The 15,425-nt window shown below is 71.4% G+C and carries 14 protein-coding genes and 1 tRNA gene; 12 read left to right on the top strand and 3 right to left on the bottom strand.

Annotation, left to right across the window (positions count from 1 at the left end; all coding sequences use genetic code 11):
• The first annotated feature begins 22 nt into the window (after positions 1-22).
• The 3 genes from ACIQ8J_RS14100 (at position 23) to ACIQ8J_RS14090 (ending at position 3,070) form a co-directional block, all read left to right on the top strand.
• Positions 23-107, top strand: a tRNA-Ser gene (locus ACIQ8J_RS14100).
• A 746-nt stretch (positions 108-853) separates the two neighbouring features.
• Positions 854-1,978, top strand: a complete 1,125-nt coding sequence (locus ACIQ8J_RS14095; RefSeq protein WP_403269196.1) for a hypothetical protein — start codon at positions 854-856, stop codon at positions 1,976-1,978.
• Positions 1,979-2,209: 231 nt separating this feature from the next.
• Positions 2,210-3,070 carry a helix-turn-helix domain-containing protein gene (locus ACIQ8J_RS14090; RefSeq protein WP_403269193.1) on the top strand — a complete coding sequence of 287 codons (861 nt, stop codon included), beginning with the start codon at positions 2,210-2,212 and terminating at the stop codon, positions 3,068-3,070.
• A 226-nt stretch (positions 3,071-3,296) separates the two neighbouring features.
• Here ACIQ8J_RS14090 and ACIQ8J_RS14085 read toward each other — a convergent pair whose 3' ends face one another.
• Positions 3,297-4,262: a DUF2690 domain-containing protein gene (locus tag ACIQ8J_RS14085; protein ID WP_403269190.1), complete on the bottom strand. Its 966-nt coding sequence runs from the start codon at positions 4,260-4,262 to the stop codon at positions 3,297-3,299.
• 172 nt (positions 4,263-4,434) lie between these two features.
• Positions 4,435-5,307: a bifunctional DNA primase/polymerase gene (locus ACIQ8J_RS14080; protein ID WP_403269188.1), complete on the bottom strand. Its 873-nt coding sequence runs from the start codon at positions 5,305-5,307 to the stop codon at positions 4,435-4,437.
• A gap of 465 nt (positions 5,308-5,772) precedes the next feature.
• Here ACIQ8J_RS14080 and ACIQ8J_RS14075 point away from each other — a divergent pair, with 465 nt between their 5' ends.
• The 9 genes from ACIQ8J_RS14075 (at position 5,773) to ACIQ8J_RS14035 (ending at position 14,730) form a co-directional block, all read left to right on the top strand.
• Positions 5,773-6,084, top strand: coding sequence for a hypothetical protein (locus tag ACIQ8J_RS14075; RefSeq protein ID WP_403269185.1), 312 nt, complete (start codon positions 5,773-5,775; stop codon positions 6,082-6,084).
• A 252-nt stretch (positions 6,085-6,336) separates the two neighbouring features.
• Positions 6,337-7,518: an acyl-CoA dehydrogenase family protein gene (locus ACIQ8J_RS14070; RefSeq protein WP_403269183.1), complete on the top strand. Its 1,182-nt coding sequence runs from the start codon at positions 6,337-6,339 to the stop codon at positions 7,516-7,518.
• Positions 7,515-8,504: a bifunctional MaoC family dehydratase N-terminal/OB-fold nucleic acid binding domain-containing protein gene (locus ACIQ8J_RS14065; protein ID WP_403269180.1), complete on the top strand. Its 990-nt coding sequence runs from the start codon at positions 7,515-7,517 to the stop codon at positions 8,502-8,504. The genes ACIQ8J_RS14070 and ACIQ8J_RS14065 overlap by 4 nt, the downstream gene beginning before the upstream one ends.
• Positions 8,504-9,559: an acyl-CoA dehydrogenase family protein gene (locus ACIQ8J_RS14060; RefSeq protein WP_403269178.1), complete on the top strand. Its 1,056-nt coding sequence runs from the start codon at positions 8,504-8,506 to the stop codon at positions 9,557-9,559. Before ACIQ8J_RS14065 ends, ACIQ8J_RS14060 begins: the two co-directional genes overlap by 1 nt.
• Complete coding sequence (locus ACIQ8J_RS14055; RefSeq protein WP_403269176.1) at positions 9,556-10,002, top strand: MaoC family dehydratase; 447 nt, start codon at positions 9,556-9,558, stop codon at positions 10,000-10,002. Before ACIQ8J_RS14060 ends, ACIQ8J_RS14055 begins: the two co-directional genes overlap by 4 nt.
• Entirely contained in the window at positions 9,999-11,165 is a 1,167-nt protein-coding gene (locus ACIQ8J_RS14050) for a lipid-transfer protein (RefSeq protein WP_403269173.1), read from the top strand. The genes ACIQ8J_RS14055 and ACIQ8J_RS14050 overlap by 4 nt, the downstream gene beginning before the upstream one ends.
• Positions 11,166-11,321: 156 nt before the next feature.
• Positions 11,322-12,152, top strand: a complete 831-nt coding sequence (locus tag ACIQ8J_RS14045) for a DUF1906 domain-containing protein (RefSeq protein ID WP_403269171.1) — start codon at positions 11,322-11,324, stop codon at positions 12,150-12,152.
• Positions 12,153-12,353: 201 nt separating this feature from the next.
• Positions 12,354-12,899 carry a SigE family RNA polymerase sigma factor gene (locus tag ACIQ8J_RS14040; protein ID WP_403269169.1) on the top strand — a complete coding sequence of 182 codons (546 nt, stop codon included), beginning with the start codon at positions 12,354-12,356 and terminating at the stop codon, positions 12,897-12,899.
• A gap of 175 nt (positions 12,900-13,074) precedes the next feature.
• Positions 13,075-14,730 (top strand): long-chain fatty acid--CoA ligase, encoded by a 1,656-nt coding sequence (locus ACIQ8J_RS14035; RefSeq protein ID WP_403269167.1) that lies wholly within the window; start codon positions 13,075-13,077, stop codon positions 14,728-14,730.
• 16 nt (positions 14,731-14,746) lie between these two features.
• Here the strand turns inward: ACIQ8J_RS14035 and ACIQ8J_RS14030 are convergent, their stop codons facing one another.
• Complete coding sequence (locus tag ACIQ8J_RS14030; protein WP_403269164.1) at positions 14,747-15,331, bottom strand: antibiotic biosynthesis monooxygenase; 585 nt, start codon at positions 15,329-15,331, stop codon at positions 14,747-14,749.
• Positions 15,332-15,425: the final 94 nt, after the last annotated feature.

The following is a 15,425-nucleotide window of genomic DNA, read 5'->3' as shown; positions in this document are numbered from 1 at the left end:
CGCCGCTGGTCGGCGGGGCGCGGGTGGGTTGCCCGAGCGGCCTAAGGGAACGGTCTTGAAAACCGTCGTGGCGCGAGTCACCGTGGGTTCAAATCCCACACCCACCGCAACAGGCCGGCGTATGCGCTGGTCAGAAGGGGTGCCCCGTGACGGGGCGCCCCTTTCGCGTTGGGGGCGTGAGGAGACTCGAAAATGCGATGCCCAAGGTGTGGAGCTGCGACAGCGCAGGGATCGAGTGGGGGCTGGTCGCGCGGCGACTGCGGGTTGTCTTCCGGGGGCGCCCCGCAGCCTGCCGGATACGCTCCGGACCATGAGTCCATGGCCGCCGGAACTGGATGCGCTCCCCGAACCTGAGCCCGTGTTCACTCCGGAGATCACTGAGGCGGACTGTCGGAAGTGCGGTACCCGCGTGGCGGGACTCGATGGCCGCTACGCCTGCGGCGTCTGCGGGTGGACCAATGATTGGTGCGAGGGGCATCGCCCCTTGCCCACCGGTGAGGACGACCCCGACTATCCGGGGCCTGACGGACCCGGCAACCGTCTGACGCGCTAGGGGGTGTCCCAAATTCTGGGGCACCCTTTCTCAGCGGGACACGCTCGACGGCTGGGGCGGGGGGGAGAGATCTGGTGATGTCCGGATCGGCTCCGTGGAGCATCGGCTTCCGTGCCGCGCCGGTGACAGGCAGGCGCCGCGCTGCCAGAGTGTGCGCGCACGCAACCTTTGCGGGGTTCCGGCCGGACCCGTCCCTGTTGTTGCTCCGGTGCCTGCCTTCTGCGGTGCCGGGCTCCGGGAGCACTCCTCAGCATGCCCCGCCGGCGTCATGCCGGGCCGCGGGCCGGAGAGGGAAACTCGATGGGTTCATGGCAGTGGAACGATCAGCAGAGGCCCACCAGCACGGTCGGTGTCAGGGCCACCATGGGCGCGGTCACCATGAAGGACGACCCGCAGGCAGCACAGCGGCCCTACGTCTTCGTGCGCGGCCTGGACTCGCGGCTGCACGTCAACTGGTGGGACGGCAAGGCATGGCACTGGAGCGCCCAGGGCGCACCCAGCGGGCGCAGCATCATCGAGAAGGTCGGCGCCGTCACGGTTCAGGACAATCCCAACGCGGCGCAGCGGCCGTACGCGTTCGTGATCGGTGACGACTCGAAGCTGTACGTGAACTGGTGGGACGGCTCCAAGTGGAACTGGAGCGCCCAGGGCGCGCCGAGCGGGCGCCTGGTCCGCGAGGGCGTCGGGGTCGTCACCGTCCAGGACAACCCCAACGCGGCTCAGCGTCCGTACGTCTTCGTCATCACCGACGACTTCCGTCTGTGGGTCAACTGGTGGGACGGCTCCAAGTGGAACTGGAGCGACCAGGGCGCGCCGCCGAGCCGCACCATCTCGCGTCCCCTCGGGGTCACCACCATGCGGGACAACCCGAACGCCTTCACCCGCCCCTACGCCTTCGTCATCACCGACGACTCCCGGGTCTGGGTCAACTGGTGGGACGGCTCGCAGTGGAACTGGAGCGACCAGGGCGCGCCGTCGGGGCAGCCGGTCAAGAAGGGCGCGGGCGTCATCAGCGTCCAGGACAATCCGAACGCGGTGGAGCGGCCGTACGTCTTCGTCCAGGGCTACGACTCGAAGCTGTACGTCAACTGGTGGGACGGCTCCAAGTGGAACTGGAGCGCCCAGGGCGCACCCAGCGGGCGGCTCATCCTCGACTCCGTCGGCACGATCACGATGAAGGACGATCCCAACGCCTTCACCCGCCCCTACGTCTTCGTCATCGGCGACGACTCGAAGCTGTACGTGAACTGGTGGGACGGCAGCAAGTGGAACTGGGCGGCCCAGGGCACCCCCGCCGGCCGCGTCATCGAACGCCCCGGTGAGGCCATCACCGTCCAGGACAACAAGAACGCTACGCAACGCCCCTACGCGTTCGTCATCACCGACGACTCCGACCTCTGGGTCAACTGGTGGTCCCTGCCGTAGGCCTTGGCTGCCGGGCGCGGCCCCCGGAGAAACTTGGGGGCCGCGCCCGGCGGCTGTGCGGATCCGGCGGCTCGGCACCATCCCCGCGACCCGCACCCGCCCGGTGTTTCCACTGGTCAGGGCCGTGGGATGTCCCCTCGTGTCCCTGGGATGCGAGCAGGGCTGGCCCTTTGCCGGGGGTGGATCGACAGTGGGTCTCGTTCGGGGTGGTCCCGGGGCGAGGAGCTGTGGGTGAGAGGGCGAGCGGGCCGGGCCGGGAGTTGCGGGGGTGGCGGCGGGGGCAGGTTCTACGCGCTGCCGGATGTCCGGCTGCGGCCCGGGGTCGGCGCCTATCGCGGGTTCCGGCTGACCGGTGAACGGCCGCAGGAGCGGCTGGTCGTGCCGAGCGGGCGGGTGTCGCTGCTCATCGGGTTCGGGGACGAGATACGAGTCGGCCAGGCCGGGCGGCACCCCGGAAAGCCCGTAGTGCACACCTCGTTGGTGTCCGGGCTGCACACCCGGGCCAGGGTGCTCGGGCATGCGGGGAGGCTGCACGGGGTCGAGGTCACGCTGGCGCCCTGGGCCGCGCACCGGATGTTCGGGACCCCGCTGGGAGAGCTCGCGGACATCGTCACCGACCCGGGCGATGTGCTCGGCAGACGCGTCGAAGGCCTCCGCGAGGCGTTGGCGAGCGCGCCCGGCTGGCCCGATCGGTTCGAACTGCTCGACCGCACCCTGCTCCAGTGGACCGCCGACGCGGACCCCGCCCGTCGGCCGGAGGCCAGCGTGCGCGGCGCCTGGGACCTGCTCGTACGCAGCTCGGGGACGCTCCCCGTCCGGGAACTCGCCGCCAGGAGCGGCTGGTCGGTGGGCCACCTGGAGACGCTGTTCCGGCGCGAGATCGGGCTCACGCCCAAGCGGGCCGCCAGGATCCTGCGACTGCGCCGGGCGATCTGGCTGCTCACCACGGGAGTAAAGCCGGTCGATACCGCGATCGCGTGCGGCTTCTACGACCAGTCGCATCTGAGCCGGGAGTTCACCGCGCTGACCGGCGTCACCCCGGGCCGCTTCCTGGCCGCCAGAGCCGACACCAGCGTATGGCTGGCGGGGTGAGCGCGCCCCGCTGCCGCACCGCGATTTTGTCCAAGACCCAATGACGCGGGGGATGCCAGAGTTCCCTTTACGGGGACGGACTTTCTGTCCGGGTGGGCTGGTGGGGTCGTGCTCCCAGCCGATCAGGGCGTGTCCCGAGCCGGCAGGCGCACCGGAGGCTCCGCGGGGGGAGCCTTCGCTGCGTCCGGCCGGGACGGCGTACCGGACCGGGTGTGCGAGGCCCGGTTCAGTGCTCCTTGTCCGGGATGAAGCGGCCCGTGCAGTTCTCCGCGCCGCCCTTGGGCAGGGCCGCGCACACCCAGACGGAGCCGTCCTTGGGCGCCGCGATCAGTGGCGTATAGACGTCCCGGTCGTAGTGCACGACGTTGGCCGACGCGGCTCCGTCCGAGTTGTTGACGACCACGGTGGCGCCGACCTCGGCGAACGAGATGCGGCCCCACGCCGCCGCGCAGGCCCGGCTGTAGCGCAGCTCGATCACCAGGTCCTTGGGGATGGAGCCGGTGCGGACGGTGACCGCGTCGGCGCCGCAGTTCATCTTCTTCGGGTCCTTGTCCTCGCACTGTGTGCCGGTACAGCCCACGGGCGGTCCCGCGATCAGCGACGGCTGCGGCTGGGCGGCGGCCTTCGCGTGGCCGAACAGGCCGGAGGCGAAGGCTATGGTGGCCGCCGCCACGACGACCAGCGAGGCCAGCACGGCGCCCCACACGATGCGCCGCCGCCGCGCGCGGTGCGCGCGGCCCGGATCGCCCGCGTCCGCGCTCGCGTCCGCTTCACCCGCGTTTGCGCCTGCGCTTGCGTCGTCCGCTTCGGCTCCGTGTGCGTCCGATTCGTCCTTGTCCGCTCCGTCCGGGGCGCGTCCGGTGTCGATGGCACCTGCCTCGGCCGGTGCGTCCGCGGCGTTCGCGGTATCCGGAACAGCCGCCTCGGTAGACCCCGGCTCGTCATTCGCCGCGGCCCGTTCCTCGTTCGCCCGCTCCCAGAGTTCGAGCAGCGGGGCCGGGTCGCTGTCGCACAGAGCGGCGATGCTCTCGACAGCCGTACGCGGCGGGAACTGTTTGCCGTTCACCCATCGTTCCCACGACGACTTGGCGTAGTGGGTGTGCTGGCTGAGCCTGGCGAAGCTCAGTCCGGACCCCTGCTTCAACGAGCGCAGCTCGACGGCCAGTTCCACGGCCGGCGCGGCAGATCGCACTTCTTCCGTACGGTCCACTCGGTCCCGCTTTCACCCCATGCGACTCATGCGCATGCCAATCCAACGCGCCCATCCTAAGGCGCCGTTTGTGGCCAGAAATACATGTATGGAGCAAGGTCAGCCTTGCTGTACGCCCCCGGCTGCCCGCCCCACCTGCCGCCCCCGTACGCCTTCACCGAGCCGCGCTCATCCGGGCCGCGGAGGCGATCGTCGCGCGGGCCTCGCCTTCGGTGAGCCCGGTCCGGACCGCGGCCGTGGTCAGCGCGGCGGCCAGCTCCTCGCCGATGCCGTTCTCGTACGCGCGGCAGGCCGCCCAGAACAGCCGGGTGTTGCGCTGGCCCTGGTGGGCGGCCAGGACGAACTGGACCAGGCCCTGCCCCCGGTGGCCGTCGTACTGCTGGGGGTGGTGGGGGCGGTGGGCGCGCGCGGGGGGCGTGAGGAGGCCGAGGAGCGCGCGGGGGCAGGGGGCCGGGCCCAGATGGGCGGTGCCGGGCGCGAGCCGGTAGACCCCCTGGCTGCTCAGCGAGCCGGGCCCGACCAGATAGCCGCCGGCGCCCCGGATGTCGATGCCGGGGGCCAGACGGCTCGCCGAGTTCGGCACGACCGCGTCGGGCGGCCCGGTCAGCCAGATGTGCCGGCCCCCGCTCGGTGTGATCACGACCACGGTCTCCGGAATGGTGAACAGATGGCCCAGCGCCAGGTGTTGGAGTGCGGCCGTGGCATCGGCCGCCGGAGGCTTGGTGTCCAGGTCGATGCCGATGAGGTGGTGCGGCGGCCGGCCGCAGGCGATGCCGTAGCCCGTGGCCCAGGGTGCGGCCGCGAACAGCGCGCGCACCGCGGCCGGGTCTGTGGTGGCGTCGTGCACCCCGTGCCCGGGGAGGCCGCACTCGCCCCGGCAGGGCGCCGGCTGGGGGTCCGCGCGGTGCGGTGAGGGAAGCGCGGGGAGCTTGCTGCGGGACAGCGGGATGACGGGCAGCCCGCGCTCGGCGGCGGACAGCGCGTGGGCGAGGGCCAGGGTGGCGGTCTGCCGGTCGATGGTGGCCATGACTCCATGTTCGTACGAATGTTCGAGAAAGGGAATCCCCTTCGGGGAGTGGTCGGGACGGGCCGGGGCGGGCTCTCGTCGAGCCGCTCCCCTTGGCCGCGCCCCCGCCACCCCCCAGCCGCCCACAGGGCAGCCCCCCGCCACCCGCAAAGATTGGCCGAATGTGTGCTGAAACGGTTCTCCTCGCCAGGAGGAGCGACCCCGGCGCCAAACCCGGTTGCCCGGCCGGGCTTTGGGGGCGCATTGGGGGTTTATCGACATGTCCTCACGCTTGCGGGCGAAAGGTTCCCTCTTGGCGGGTTCGCCGGGGATTCGGTGGGCAATTCTGGTCTCGCGACGTCGTCACAGCGTCCGAGGCGGTCGGCCAACTGCCTTGGAACAGGCCGTACTTACAGACCCTGTGCGAGCAGGACTACTCGTACAAGCCCGTACAAGCACGTACATCTGGTTCCTGGAGGAATTGACATGGCAAGCATCCGTACCGCCCGCGTCCTCGCCGCCGTTGCCGCGCTGCCTCTTGCCGCCGCCCTCTTCTCGGGTGTGGCCGCCGCCGACAATGGCGCGATCGCTGGCCACGGATCGAACGCGGCGGTCGCCACCGCCAGCGACAGCGGGGTCGGCCACGACAACCGGGGCAATTCATCCACCACACAGCAGCAGGCCGTAGGTGACGGCGCCACCAGCCAGAGCAACACCGCCCAGGTGAACGGTTCCGCCTTCACGTCGATCAATCAGGGCAACGGGAACGTCGCCGTGAACTTCTCCCGCCTCTGGTGAGCCTCCGCCCCTACTGCGGGGCCCGATCCGTGCGGTGATCGGCGGCCCGGTCGGCGGTGCTTCGGCGCCGCGGACCGGGCCGTTCGCATGCCCGCCGGATCCGAGGGGGCCGCCGGGGCGGTGCGGCCGCGCGCTCGCGGCCGCTTGGGCATTGACAGGGAGACCATATCTGACGGACAGTCAGAAATCTGGTCCGCAGATCTTCCCGTCCGCCCGTCCTCCCGCCCGTCCGTACGCACGGAAGGCCCCGTCGTGCACCTCGCCCCGACCGAGCGCCAGCAGCGGCTGCGCGCCGAACTCCGCACGTACTTCGCCCGATTGATGCCGGACGGCCCGCCGCTCGGTGCCAGTGCGGCCGAGCAGCGGGTGCTGCTGCGCCGCATCGGCGCCGACGGACTGCTCGGGCTCGGCTGGCCCGTCGAGTACGGCGGCCGGGGACGGGGTCCCGACGAGCAGTTCGTCTTCTTCGACGAGGCCTACCGGGCGGGCGCGCCGGTCTCGATGGTCACCCTGAACACGGTCGGCCCGACCCTGATGAAGTACGGGACCGCCGAGCAGAAGGCGTACTTCCTGCCCCGGATCCTCAGCGGCGAGCTCGTCTTCGCCATCGGCTACAGCGAACCGGAGGCCGGCACCGACCTCGCCTCGCTCCGCACCAAGGCCGTACGCGACGAAGGGGGCGCGGGCGGCGGCGAAGCCTGGTTGATCGACGGGCAGAAGGTCTTCACCTCCAACGCCCAGAACGCCGACTGGATCTGGCTCGCCTGCCGCACCGACCCCAACGCGCCCAAGCACAAAGGGATTTCGATCATCCTGGTGCCGACCGACGCGCCCGGCTTCTCCTGGACGCCGATCGAGACGGTCGGCGGCCTGACCACCACGGCGACGTACTACGACGGCATCCGCGTGCCCGTCGGGAACCTGGTCGGCGAGGAGAACGCGGGCTGGGGGCTGATCACCAACCAGCTGAACCACGAGCGGGTCGCGCTCGCCGCGATCGGCATGCAGGCCGAGGATTTCTACGACGCCGCGCTCACGTACGCCTGTACGCCCGATCCGGTGACCGGTGAGCGCCGTGTTGACCACCATTGGGTGAAAGCCAAGCTGGCCGAGGCGCATGCCCGGCTGGCGGTGAATCGCCTGCTCAGCTGGCGTTTGGTGGGCGATGTGGGGGCCGGTGGACTGGCGCCCGGAGACGCCAGCGGCGTGAAGTTCGCGGGAACGGAGTCCGCGGTCGAAACGTATCGAATGTGTCAGGAAATCGTGGGGGACGCGGGCCTGGTACGGGGTGGTTCGCCCGGCGCTTTCGGGGGCGGAGAACTGGAGCGGATGAACCGGGCGGCGCAGATCAACACGTTCGGGGGCGGGGTGAGCGAGGTGCAGCGGGAGATCGTCGCGACGATGCGGCTCGGGATGAAGAGGGGGAAGAGGTGAACGGGGTGAACGAGGCCGATTTCCTTGGCCGGTTGAAGAAGTTCGAGGGGCGGTCGGCGGTGAGCGCCGGGGTCGGCAAGGACCTCGTCAACGAGCCGATGATCAGGCACTGGTGCGAGGCGATGGGCGACACCAGTCCCGCGTACGCGGGGCCGGACGCCATGGCGCCGCCGACCATGCTCCAGGCGTGGACGATGGGCGGCCTCTCCGGTCACGGCGACGGCTCGGGCCGCGCCTCCGGCCACGACGAGCTGTTCGAGCTGCTCGACGGCGCCGGATACACCTCCGTGGTGGCGACGGACTGCGAGCAGGAGTACGTCCGTGATCTGCGGCCGGGCGACCGGATCACGTACGACGCGGTGATCGAGGCGGTCTCCGAGCGCAAGACCACCAAGCTGGGGACCGGGCACTTCATCACCACCAGGATGGACGTCCGGGCCAACGGCGAACTCGCGGGGACGCACCGCTTCCGCATCCTCAAGTACGCGCCCGCACAACGGAATACGGAGGAACCGGGGCCGAGGCAGCCGGCGGCAGCGAGGCAGTCGCGGAAGTCGGCGGAGGGGAAGGGCCAGGCGCCTCCCGAGGCCCTGCGCCCACGGCCCGTCGTCAACCGGGACAACGCCGGGTTCTGGGCCGGTGTCGCCGAGCACCGGCTGCTCATCCAGCGCTGCGGCGACTGCGCCGAGCCGCGGTTTCCGTGGCTGCCGGGGTGCCACGCCTGCGGGTCGGCGCGGTGGGACGCCGTCGAGGCGAGCGGCGGCGGGACCGTCTTCTCGTACGTCGTGATGCACCACCCGCCCTTCCCTGCCTTCGACCCGCCCTATGCGGTGGGGCTGATCGAGCTGGCGGAGGGAGTGCGGATGATCAGCAATGTGGTCGGGGTGGCGCCGGACAAGGTGCGGATCGGAATGCCGGTGCGGCTCGAATTCCTGCGCGTGGACGATGAGTTGGAGCTCCCCGTGTTCCGGGCGGAGGCGGCCTGATGGACTTCACGCCCACTGAGGAGCAGTCGGCCGTCGGCGGGCTCGCCGGGCAGATCTTCGGCGACCTGTCGACGCACGAGCGGCTCGCCGCGGCCGGTACGGGAACGGATGCCGAGCTGTGGAAGGCGCTGTGCGGGGCCGGATTGCTCGCCGCCGTCGAGGAGGTCGGCCTCCTCGGCCTGGTGCTCGCCCTGGAGGAGCAGGGCAGGACCACGGCCCAGGTCCCGTTCCCGGCGAGCTGTGTCTACGGGATCCTCGCGCTCACCGCACACGGCACGGCCGAGCAGCGTGAACGGCTGCTGCCCGCACTGCGCGACGGCACGGCGGTGGCGACCGGCGCGTTCCCCGCGGCACGAGGAGGCGTACGGGCAACGGCAGAGGGCGAGTTGACCGGCGTCGTCCCGCTCCTCCCGTGGCTGCGGGACGCCACCTTGGTCCTGGTCCCGGACGCGGAGCGCGGGCTGTGGCTGGTGAGCACCGCCGACGCGGAGGCCGAGCCGGTGGAGACGACCGCACCCTGGTCGGCCGGACGGCTCACGCTCAGCGGTGCCCCGGCCGAGCGGGTGGGCGGACCGGGCGCGTACGACGATGTGCTGGCCACCGCCCGTACCGCGTTCGCCGGGCTCCAGGCCGGGGTGTGCGCGGGCTCGCTGGCCAGGGCGGTCCGGCACACCACGACCCGCGAGCAGTTCGGACGCCCGCTCTCCACCAACCAGGGCGTGCTGCTGCGGGCCGCCGACGCTTACATGGACACCGAGGCGATACGGGTCACCGTGTACGAGGCGGCCTGGCGGCGGGACGCGGGGCTGCGGTACGGGACGCATGCTCTGACGGCGGCCTGGTGGGCGTCCGAGGCGGGCACCCGCGTCGTGCACGCGGGCCAGCACCTGCACGGCGGCCTCGGCGCGGACCTCGAACACCCCGTCCACCGGCACTTCCTGTGGGGGCGCCAACTCGACGCGTACTTGGGATGCGGGGGTGAACTCCTGGCGGAGCTCGGGGAGTTGATCGTCGCGGAGAAGGAATCGGGGATGGGAGAGGGGGTGGGGGCGTGAAGGTCGGAGACGAGTTGCCGGCGCTGGAGATCCCGGTCACCCGCACGCTGATCGTGGCCGGGGCGGTGGCCTCACGCGACTACCAGGACGTGCACCATGACGCGGTGCTCGCCCGGGAGAAGGGGGCCCCGGACATCTTCATGAACATCCTGACCACCAACGGCCTGGTCGGGCGCTACATCACGGACCACTTCGGGCCCGCGGCCCGGCTGCGGTCGGTGAAGATACGGCTCGGCGCGCCCAACTACCCGGGGGACACCATGACGTTGACCGGCACGGTGACGGCCGTGGACGGGGAGGTCGCCGAGGTTCGGGTGACCGGGGTCAACGGGCTCGGCCACCACGTCACGGGCACCGTACGCGTGGCCATACCCGCACCGCCCGGACCCTCCAGTCCCTCCGCTGCCTCCGGCACCCCCGCGCTCCCCGGGGCCCAGTCATGAGCGTGCGCGGGGTCGACTCGCTCGGGGGGAAGGCGGCCATCGTGGGGATCGGGGCGACCGAGTTCTCCAAGGACTCGGGGCGCAGCGAGCTGAAGCTGGCGGTCGAGGCGGTGCGCGCGGCGCTCGACGACGCGGGGCTCGTGCCCGCCGATGTCGACGGCATGGTCACGTTCACCATGGACACCAGCCCGGAGATCACCGTCGCGCAGGCGGCGGGCATCGGCGAGCTGTCGTTCTTCTCGCGCATCCACTACGGGGGCGGCGCGGCCTGCGCGACGGTGCAGCAGGCGGCCCTCGCGGTCGCCACCGGGGTGGCCGAAGTGGTCGTCTGCTACCGGGCGTTCAACGAGCGCTCGGGTCGGCGGTTCGGGTCCGGGGTGCAGCACCGGGAGCCGTCGGCGGAGGGGGCGGCGCTCGGCTGGTCGCTTCCGTTCGGGCTGCTCACGCCCGCGTCCTGGGTCGCCATGGCAGCTCAGCGCTATCTGCACACGTACAACCTGACGCCCGACGCGTTCGGCCAGGTCGCCGTCACCGACCGCCGTCACGCAGCGAACAACCCGGCGGCGTACTTCTACGGCAAGCCGATCACCCTGGCCGACCATGCGGCATCGCGGTGGATCGTCGAGCCGCTGCGGCTCCTGGACTGCTGCCAGGAGACCGACGGCGGGCAGGCGATCGTCGTCACCACCGCCGACCGGGCCAGGGATCTGCGGCAGCGACCCGCCGTGATCACCGCGGCCGCGCAGGGGGCCGGCCGCCGGCAGGAGGGGATGACCAGCTTCTACCGGGACGGGCTGACCGGACTGCCCGAGACGGGTGTGGTCGCGCGACAGCTCTGGCGGACCTCGGGGCTCACACCCGCCGAGATCGATGTGGGGATCCTGTACGACCATTTCACGCCATTCGTGCTGATGCAGTTGGAGGAGTTCGGTTTCTGCACACCGGGTGAGGCGGCCGACTTCGTGGCGGCGGACGCGCTGCCGCTCAACACACACGGGGGCCAGCTGGGGGAGGCGTATCTGCACGGCATGAACGGCATAGCGGAGGCGGTCCGCCAGCTGCGGGGCAGCTCGGTGAACCAGATACCCGACGCGGCCCACGTCCTGGTCACGGCGGGCACGGGTGTCCCGACCTCGGGACTGGTGCTGGGGAGGGACGGCTGAGGCGCTGTCAGCGCATGCTGCCTCCAGGCGGATTGGTGCCGGCGGCATGCGCGCTCAAGGGTGGGCACTGGCGCGGACGGCTGATCCTGGGCTCGGACGGCTGAGGCGGCGGGCCGAGCGGTGGCCGGTTCGGGTGGGGGCACGTTCACTCGGCCCATGCGCCGTCTCACGCTGACCCTTGCCTCTTGTGCCGCCGGCCTCCTCGCCCTCGTCACCCTGCTCGCCCCGCCCGCCGCCGCGGACGAGGGGGAGGAGCAGCAGGAGGCGGTGGCCGCCGTGCCCTTCCGCGGCTCCGCCTTCGACACCTGCAACGCGCCCTCGCTGGCCGCGATGCAGGCCTGGCGGAGTTCGCCCTACCGGGCCGTCGGCATCTACTACGCCGGGCGCGGCCGCAGCTGCCAGCCCCAGCGGAACCTCAACAAGCGCTGGGTGGCCGAGGTGCACCGGATGGGCTGGCAGGTGCTGCCCGTGTTCCTCGGCTCGCAGTCCCCGTGCGTCTACGCCCAGAACAAGAAGGGAGTCAGGATCGGCGGTCGGCCCGCGAAGCAGGGCGCGTCCGAGGGGAGCCAGGCCGTGCAGCAGGCCCGTGCGCTCGGAATCCTGGCGGGCAGTCCGCTCTTCCTCGACCTGGAGCCGTACAACGTGGGCAACGCGGCGTGCGCCCGCACCACGCTCGCCTTCGTGCGCGCCTGGAACCGGGAGGTGCGCGGGCGCGGATACCTGCCGGGGTTCTACAGCAGCGCGGATTCGGGCGTACGGCACATGGAGCGGGCCAGGCTGGCGGGGGTGGGCGACCTGCCGGAGGTGATCTGGTTCGCGCGCTGGCACACCAGCCCCGCGCTGTACCAGGAGCAGGACCTGCGCAAGGACGCCTGGCGGCACCGGCGCATCCACCAGTACGCGGGCAACACCGCCGAGTCGCACGGCGGCCGGCGCCTGGTCATCGACCGCAACGACGTGGACGCCCCGGTCGCCCGCATCGGCTGAGGCGGGCCCCGGCGGGGTCGAGCCGGGCACCGCGCCCGCCCGGCGGGCAGGCCCTCGGATCGGCGGCTGAACCCTGAGGGGCGGGGATGCGTCCTCCACCTTCAGGAGGTGCAGCCAGCCCTACCCCTACAACCTGAGGCGGACACGGCTTCGGGACCTGGGGCCGATCCCCTGGCGCCCGACCGCTCATAGCGTGGAGTCATGACAACGCCCGTCTGCACCAGCGCCTCCCGAGCGGCGACGCCCTACCACGCGTACTCGTCGTTCTCGTCGTACGTCCGCGCCAGGGGCCCCGTGCTGCTGCGCACCGCGCGTTCGCTGACCGCGAACCCGAGCGATGCCGAGGACCTGTTGCAGACGGCGCTCACCAAGACGTACGTCGCCTGGGACCGGATCGAGGACCACCGGGCGCTCGACGGCTATGTGCGCCGCGCGCTGCTCAACACCCGCACCTCGCAGTGGCGCAAGCGCAAGGTCGACGAGTTCGTCTGCGACGAGCTGCCCGAGCCGGAGGTCGTGCCGGGGCCGGACCCGGCCGACCAGCAGGTCCTGCACGACGCGATGTGGCGGGCGGTCATGAAGCTGCCCGACCGCCAGCGGGCGATGGTCGTCCTGCGCTACTACGAGGACCTGAGCGAGGTGCAGACCGCCGAGGTGCTCGGGGTGTCGGTGGGCACGGTCAAGAGCGCGGTGTCGCGCGCGCTCGGCAAGCTCCGCGAGGACCCGGAGCTGGAGCCCGTCCGGTGACGCGCGGTGACGGCCGGGACGGCGGAAAGGATGGTGGGCTGAAGTATCCGCAGGTAACTTCCCCGAACCTCGGCTGAAACTACTCCCGGGTAGTGACATACCGCGCGGTACGTGCGCAGAATCGGCTCACCCCTATCGCCACAGAGCGCACCGCAGCGCTCACCGGGAGGACGCCGTGCTGAGCACCATGCAGGACGTACCGCTGCTGATCTCGCGGATCCTGACCCACGGGTCGACGATCCACGGCAAGTCCCAGGTCACCACCTGGACCGGCGAGGCCGAACCGCACCGCCGCAGCTTCGCCGAGATCGGTGCTCGGGCCGCTCAGCTGGCCCACGCGCTGCGCGAGCTCGGCGTCGAGGACGGCCAGGCGGCCGGGACGTTGATGTGGAACAACGCGGAGCACGTCGAGGCGTACCTGGCGATCCCGTCCATGGGAGCCGTGCTGCACACCCTCAACCTGCGGCTTCCCGCCGAGCAGTTGATCTGGATCGTCAACCACGCCGCCGACCGCGTGGTCATCGTCAACGGTTCGCTGCTGCCGCTGCTCGCCCCGCTGCTGCCGCATCTGCCGACCCTTGAGCACCTCGTCGTGTCCGGGCCCGGCGACCGCGCGCTGCTAGAGGACATCGACGGCGCGGGCCCGCAGGTGCACGAGTACGAGGAGCTGCTGGCCGGGCGGCCGACGACGTACGACTGGCCGCAGCTGGACGAGCGCAGCGCCGCCGCCATGTGCTACACCTCCGGCACCACCGGCGACCCCAAGGGCGTGGTCTACTCCCACCGTTCGATCTACCTGCACTCCATGCAGGTCAACATGGCCGAGTCGATGGGACTCTCGGACAAGGACACGACGCTGGTCGTGGTGCCGCAGTTCCATGTGAACGCCTGGGGCCTGCCGCACGCCACCTTCATGGCCGGGGTGAGCATGCTCATGCCCGACCGCTTCCTGCAGCCCGCGCCGCTCGCCGACATGATCGAGCGCGAGAAGCCGACGCACGCGGCCGCCGTCCCCACCATCTGGCAGGGCCTGCTCGCCGAGGTCACCGCCCGCCCCCGCGACCTCACCTCCATGCGGAACGTCACGATCGGCGGCGCGGCCTGCCCGCCCTCGCTGATGGAGGCGTACGACAAGATCGGGGTACGGCTCTGTCACGCCTGGGGCATGACGGAGACCTCGCCGCTCGGCACCATGTCCAACCCGCCCGCCGGCCTCAGCGCCGAGGAGGAGTGGCCGTACCGCATCACCCAGGGCCGCTTCCCCGCTGGGGTCGAGGCGCGGCTCGCCGGTCCCGGCGGTGAATTCCTGCCCTGGGACGGGGAGTCGGCGGGCGAGCTCGAAGTACGGGGCCCCTGGATCGCGGGCGCGTACTACGGCGGCGCGGGCGGCGAGGACTTCCGCCCGGCCGACAAGTTCAGCACCGACGGCTGGCTGAAGACGGGCGACGTCGGCGTCATCAGCGCGGACGGCTATCTCACCCTCACCGACCGCGCGAAGGACGTCATCAAGTCCGGCGGCGAATGGATCTCCAGCCAGGAGCTGGAGAACGCGCTGATGGCGCACCCCCAGGTCGCCGAGGCGGCGGTGGTCGCCGTCCCCGACGACAAATGGGGCGAACGCCCGCTCGCCACCGTCGTGTTGAAGCCGGACGCCACCGCCGACTACGCCGAGCTCAAGGCCTTCCTCGCCGGGAAGATCGCCAAATGGCAGCTCCCGGAGCGCTGGGCGCTGATCGAGGCGGTGCCGAAGACCAGCGTCGGCAAGTTCGACAAGAAGGTCATCCGCAAGCAGTACGCGGACGGTGAGCTGGACGTGACGGAACTGCGCTAGCCCGCCCGGCCGACGGTCAGCCGTTCAGCCAGCGGCGCAGCAGCCGGCTCATGTTCGGCATGGCGACGTACGTCATGAGCACGCTGAACAGCACGGTGAACACGGCCGTGCGCACCACCAGGGGCAGGCCCGCGACGTACGGACCGAGCACCGCGTTGCCCAGCAGCGAGATCGGGAAGATGGCGAGGCCCGAGCTGATCGCCATCTTCCAGCGGGGCGGCGCGGGACGGGTCTCGCCGGGCTTGGTGAACCAGGTCTCCATGCCGGTCAGCTCGCGCCGGGCTGTCTCGCTGTGGTGGTGGCCCGTGCAGTTGGCGAAGAATCCGGCCCGCTCCGGGGAGCCCTGCCAGCGTTCGAGCGCGGCCGAGTCGCGGAAGCGGTGCACGAGGAACCAGGGCGCCCCGTCCGCCGACGGCCGGAAGAGCCCGTGCCCGAGGTGCCCGGGAAAGCGGGCCGCGGCGGCGAGGATGTCGCGCGCCCACACCTCGAACGACTCCTCGTAGCCCTCCTCGACCTGGCGGGCGATCAGCAGGGTGACCTCGCCGTTGTCGGCGGGGACGGTGGCGTGTTCCTGACGCATGGCAGAGCTCGCGGTGGCCACGGGGGCTCTCCTCGTGATTCGTACGGTGTCGCGCGCCGCACGCCAGCCTATGCGCGCGGCGGCGTGACCCGTCGAGGCCGATCACCTACTGGTT

The sequence above is a fragment of the Streptomyces sp. NPDC094147 genome (assembly GCF_044764265.1).
Classification (GTDB): domain Bacteria; phylum Actinomycetota; class Actinomycetes; order Streptomycetales; family Streptomycetaceae; genus Streptomyces.
The sequence above is the reverse complement of the archived record's forward strand: the minus strand, read 5'-3'. Positions and strand labels throughout refer to the sequence as shown.